We start from the raw sequence: 2,142 nt of genomic DNA on the forward strand, positions 1-2,142 counted from the left end.
AGGGAACGTCGAGGTAGCCCTGCCGGAACGCGGTGATCAGGCCCCGTCCGAGGTCGGGATCGAGGTTGCGTACCGCGTCGACGAGCGCCCGCGCTTCGGCGTAGATGCCGGTGTCGCCGGGCTCGCCGGGAACGGGCGCCAGCCGCTCGTCGGCCGCCGCCACGGCCGCGGCCTCCAGCGCGGCGACGTTCTCGGCGATCGACGGGATCCGGTAGGCCTCGGCCGCGGTCTTGACGATCAGCCGGGCGGCGCCGGTGCGCACCGCCAGCCGGGCCGCCTCGGTGAGCAACCCGTCGGCACCGGCCGGTGTGCGCGGGTACACCCCCATGTAGGCGTAGAGGACGATGTGCCAGTCGGCGTCCGGCATCAGTTCGCCGGCCAGCCGTCGCAGCGCCAGTAACGCCTCCCGGTCCTGCTCGGCGTTGGTCTGCTGGGCGTAGCTCAGCGAGACGCTGTGGATTCCGTGCTGACGGAAGAACAGGCACTCCAGGACGCTCAGCGCGATCAGCAGGCCGGGCGGGCACAGCTGGCCCAGCATGCAGCCGCCGAAGCTCTCCAGGTGGGGTTCGACACCCGTGCCGCGCAGGCCGGCCAGCAGGTCGCAGCTGCGCGCCCAGTTCGCGGTCGCGGTCTCCAGCGGCATCCGGCTGTAGGGAAGGCAGTAGGAGACCGGGCCGCCCTCGGTGGCGTGCAGGCCGGCGGCGATCAGGGCGGTGACGATCGGTTCCGGGCAGGGCGAGCCGTGCCGGATCTGCACCGGGAAGTCATCACTCAGCACGCCGGCCAGCACCGCGTTCGTGGTCGCCAGGTCGTGCGCGACCAGTGGATAGCCGTTCAGCTCCATGCCCAGCGCGAGCGCCTCCGCCGCCTCGGAGCTGGCGCCGATCCGGGTGTAGCTGTCCAGCGTGATGGTGCCGACCGTGGTCGCCGCCGCGCCCCTGGTTGCCAGCAGCCCCTGCCGCATGGCACGGGGGTTGCTCATCCCCATCCGCGGCTGCACGACCAACCGGCCGTCCTGCTGAGCGCGCGCGACGACGTCACCGAAGGAACGCGTCGAGGTCGCGAGAGTCACAGTTGCCGTCCGGCCCGGACCAGTGCCGGCAGCGAGCGCAAGGCCGCGGCGCTGGCACCGTCCTCGTACACCGCGTCGAAGCCGGCCGAGAGCAGCCGGGCGCTGCTCTGCAGGCCGGCCGGGCCCGCGATGCCCAGCTTGCCGCCGATCACGACCGGCAGGTCCATCAGCTCCGGGCGCTGCCGGAGCAGGCTGATCAAGTGCGTTCCGTCGCGCATCCCGTGCCCGTTGACCGTGCTGACCACCACCAGGTCCGGAGGATTGCGCAGGCATTCGGCGACCACCTCGGCGGCGGGCACGCACGGTCCGAGGTTGCGCACCTCGTGGCCGAGCTCCTCCAGGGCCAGTTGCAGGAACACCAGGTTCCAGGTGTGCGAGTCCGACACCACGGTGGTCACCACGATCGACAGCCCGCTCGGGGTGGAACGGCGCAGCCGCACGGCCTGGCGCGGCTCCATGGTGTCGACCGGCTCAGCGGCCATGCTCATGCGATCACCGGCTCTTCGCCCAAGCGCTCAGCGCACCCGTTCGCTCCGATCCATCCCTGCAGCGCTTGCGCTGGACTGATCGGCTCCTCGCTCATGCGGCGTCATTCGGTTGCGCCGCAATGCCGGTGGCAGGTCCCAGTTCCAGGGTGCAGCACTTGACCCCGCCGCCACCGCGCAGCAGCTCCGAGACGTCCGCGGCGATCGGTTCGAAGCCGTGCTCGCGCAACTGCGCGGCCAGGCTCGTCGCTCCGGCCGGCAGCACCACGTGGTAGCCGTCGGAGACGGCGTTGAGCCCGAAGGCGGCGGCGTCCTGGGCAGTGGCGATGATGGCGTCCGGATAGAGCTTGCCCAGGATCTGCTGGCTGTCCGGGGAGAATGCGGCGGGGTAGTACATGACCGTCCGCTCGTCCAGGACCGCCAGCGCGGTGTCCAGGTGGTAGTAGTCGGCCTGCACCAGGTTCAGCCCGATCACGGTGCGCTGGAAGAACGTCTCGGTCTCGGTGTGCGCGGCTCGCACGCTGCGGAAGCCGCGGCCGGCCAGCAGCAGGCCGCCGATGGCGAGGAAGTCGCCCTGTCCCTCGT

The 2,142-nt window shown here is 71.5% G+C and carries 3 protein-coding genes; all 3 read right to left on the reverse strand.

The window, feature by feature from the left end; all coding sequences use genetic code 11:
• Positions 1–1,072 (reverse strand): methylaspartate mutase (locus tag VF542_RS06795; RefSeq protein WP_408650942.1); only part of this gene is annotated, 1,072 nt, incomplete at its 3' end.
• Complete coding sequence (locus tag VF542_RS06800; protein ID WP_408650944.1) at positions 1,069–1,530, reverse strand: cobalamin B12-binding domain-containing protein; 462 nt, start codon at positions 1,528–1,530, stop codon at positions 1,069–1,071. The genes VF542_RS06800 and VF542_RS06795, both read right to left, overlap by 4 nt.
• Before the next feature lie 121 nt (positions 1,531–1,651).
• On the reverse strand, positions 1,652–2,142 hold a 491-nt coding region (locus VF542_RS06805; protein WP_408650943.1), incomplete at its 5' end, for a dimethylarginine dimethylaminohydrolase family protein.

Source organism: Jatrophihabitans sp. (assembly GCF_036389215.1).
GTDB lineage: Bacteria > Actinomycetota > Actinomycetes > Mycobacteriales > Jatrophihabitantaceae > Jatrophihabitans_A.